3 protein-coding genes are annotated in these 3,151 nt (G+C 61.3%); all 3 read left to right on the forward strand.

Going from position 1 to position 3,151, the window contains the following annotated elements:
• Window positions 1-361: 361 nt before the first annotated feature.
• The 3 genes from ACFMO5_RS11485 (at window position 362) to ACFMO5_RS11495 (ending at window position 3,043) form a co-directional block, all read left to right on the forward strand.
• A complete protein-coding gene (locus ACFMO5_RS11485) occupies window positions 362-874 on the forward strand; it encodes an HIT domain-containing protein (RefSeq protein ID WP_376792890.1) in 513 nt (170 codons plus the stop codon).
• Between the two features lie 69 nt (window positions 875-943).
• Window positions 944-2,149 (forward strand): acetyl-CoA C-acetyltransferase, encoded by a 1,206-nt coding sequence (locus ACFMO5_RS11490; RefSeq protein WP_376792891.1) that lies wholly within the window; start codon window positions 944-946, stop codon window positions 2,147-2,149.
• Window positions 2,150-2,185: 36 nt separating this feature from the next.
• Entirely contained in the window at window positions 2,186-3,043 is an 858-nt protein-coding gene (locus tag ACFMO5_RS11495) for a 3-hydroxyacyl-CoA dehydrogenase family protein (protein WP_376792892.1), read from the forward strand.
• The last annotated feature ends 108 nt before the right edge of the window (window positions 3,044-3,151 follow it).

Raw genomic sequence — 3,151 nt, forward strand, 5'->3', positions numbered from 1 at the left:
ACTGGAACGGCACCGGTTCCCCCGCGAGAAACTCTGTGGCGAATTCATCGCCCCGGAGGCGATCCCCTTGCTGGATCGGCTCGCCCCTAAAATACTTTTCCCATCCCCTTCCCACGGCCCAAGGGGCCAGGGGAGGGGGAATGAACGAAGATGGGATGATCCACCCTCCCTGCTCCAGAGCCCCAAAACAAAAAGTGGAAGAAGCACAAATTGTCGAAGGGACATCGCCCGGATAAAATGGTTAAGAGAGCTTTTAAGGGGCTCAGGAAGCCGTTTATAGTTGGGCGCTTCAGCGTCCGTTTACCTCGCCTTTGGTGGCTTCCCCGGCCTCTAAAACACTTGTTCTCCGGACGGAGCGACAATGGAGCGCCTGTGGACTCCGTGGCGAATGGCCTACCTCAAAGGTGAGGGCGAGGCGCCTCAAGGTTGCATTTTCTGCTTGAAGATCGATGGCTCCGATGAGGCTGAACATATCCTCTTTCGCGGCCGAACGGCTTACGTGACCCTCAATCGCTACCCCTACAACAACGGCCATTTAATGGTGATCCCATACGCCCACGTGCCCAGCCTTGAGGACTTGGACGATCCCACCAAGCTGGAGCTGATGCAATTGATCGCCCTGTCCATTCGGGTTCTTCGTCAGGCGTACCGCCCGGAAGGCTTCAACATCGGGGCCAATATCGGCCGGCCAGCTGGGGCAGGGGTCGCTGACCACGTGCACGTCCATGTGGTCCCCCGTTGGACGGGCGACACTAACTTCATGCCAGTGATCGGGAACACCCGCGTTCTCCCGGAATGGCTGGATGATACCTACCACCGTCTGCGCCCCCTATTTGAGGCATTCGTTGCTTCATCGCAAGACACACCGCCTTAAACCCACCCCGGGTTGCCGATTGGTAATGAGAACGCACCCACCACTTGGATGATCCTAGGGGGAAGGATTATGAAGAAAAACGAGCGAGATCCAGTGATCGTGGGAGCAGCGCGGACGCCGATCGGAAAGCTGCTCGGGGCGTTATCCGTGCTATCCGCCCCCCAGCTGGGTGCGATCGCAATCCGCGAGGCCATCCGCCGTGCGGGCATCGATCCCAGCCAAATCGATGAGGTCATTATGGGCGAGGTGGTCCAGGCCGGCAGCGGTATGGCCCCTGCCCGCCAGGCCGCCGTCCTCGCGGGGATCCCGGTGGACGTCGGGGCGGTTACCGTGAACAAAGTGTGCGGCTCTGGATTGAAGGCGATCATGCTCGCCGCCCAGGCGATCAAGGCTGGCGATGCGGATCTCGTCGTCGCGGGCGGGATGGAGAGCATGAGCAACGCCCCCCATCTGATCCGTCTGCGGGCGGGGATGCGTTACGGCCATCTACAGGCCGAAGACAGCCTGATCGCCGACGGCCTGCGCTGTCCGTTTAACCAGGTCCTTATGGGGGAGCTGGCCGAGTTCATCGCCGATCAGTTCGAGGTCACCCGAGAGGAGATGGACGCCTTTGCCCTGGAAAGCCATCGCAAGGCGATCGCGGCCATCGACTCGGGGAAATTCGAGGCTGAGATCGTGTCGGTGGAAGTACCGGATGGCAAGGGGGGCACCCGGGTGGTGAATACAGATGAGGGTCCCCGGCGGGACACTTCGATGGAAGCCCTGGCCCGTCTCCGGCCGGCTTTCCGGCCGAATGGGCGGGTGACGGCAGGGAATTCCCCGGGCTTGAACGACGGCGCGGCCGCTGTGGTGGTGATGAGCCGAGCCAAGGCGGAAGCGTTGGGGATCCCCCCGATCGCCCGGATCGTTGGCTATACCCAAGCGGCGGTGGACCCCCAATGGCTGTTCTATGCGCCGGCGAAAGCGATCCCCCGCCTGTTGGAGCGCGTGGGCTGGCGCTGGGAGGAAGTGGATCTCATCGAGATCAACGAGGCCTTTGCCGCTCAGGTCCTGGCCGACGCCCGGGCGATGGAGCGTCAGGGCTATCGATGGGATTGGAGCAAGGTCAATGTCAACGGGGGAGCGATCGCCCTGGGCCATCCGGTAGGCGCCAGCGGGGCTCGGATCCTGGTCACTCTGCTCTATGCCCTTCGGGATCGGGGGATGCGTCGAGGGATCGCCACCCTATGCCTGGGAGGAGGCGAGGCAGTAGCCATGGCGGTGGAGCTGGAGTGAGGAAACCGCCCAAATTTCTCCTTCTGGAGGTTCTCCATGAACATCCAGGATGTGCGAACGATCGGAGTGGTCGGTTGCGGCCTGATGGGCTCGGGGATCGCTGAGGTGTGCGCCCGTGCCGGCTTCCAGGTGATCGTTCGAGAAGTGAATGAGGAGCTTCTCCGCAAGGGGCTTGACCGCATCCGGGCTTCCATGGCCAAAGCGGTGGAGCGAGGGAAGTTAAGCGCCTCCGACATGGAAGCGGCATGGGGCCGCATCCGGGGCACGCTGAACATGGAAGACTTCGCGGCCTGTGATTTGGTTATCGAGGCTGTGATTGAAGAAATGAACGCCAAGAAAGGAGTGTTCGCCGAGCTCGATCGGATCTGCCCGCCCCATGCGATCCTGGCCAGTAACACTTCCTCTCTTTCGATCACCGAGCTGGGGAGTGTCACCCGGCGCCCGGAGAAGGTGATCGGTTTCCACTTCTTTAACCCGGTTCCGGTGATGCCCCTCCTGGAGATCGTGGTGGGATTGCGGACGGGGGAGGAAACCGTGGCGCTGGGCCGGGCCCTGGCGGAGCGCCTGAACAAAACCGTGGTGCTATCGAAAGATCGTCCCGGCTTCATCGTCAACCGGCTGTTGATCCCCTACCTCCTGGACGCGATCCGACTTCTGGAGGAAGGGGTAGCCACAATGGAAGATATCGATACAGCGATCAAGCTAGGCTTGAACCACCCGATGGGTCCTTTCACCTTGATGGATTTTGTAGGATTGGACACGTTGTTGTTCATTGCAGACGCCATGTTTGAGGAGTTCAAAGATCCCCGTTATGCGGCCCCGCCGCTGCTCCGCCGCATGGTCGCCGCCGGATGGCTGGGCCGTAAAAGCGGACGGGGATTTTATAGCTATTAGGATCTTTTGGTGCTTCATCCATAGGAAAGGGCAAATGGCCCCTTTCCCCTCCCCACGGCCCAAAGGGCCGTGGGGAGGGGAAGAAGGAACCCTTGGGGGCTGGGGGCC

Origin of the sequence: Thermoflexus sp. (genome assembly GCF_042408365.1) — a bacterium.
In the GTDB taxonomy this organism is placed as follows: domain Bacteria; phylum Chloroflexota; class Anaerolineae; order Thermoflexales; family Thermoflexaceae; genus Thermoflexus.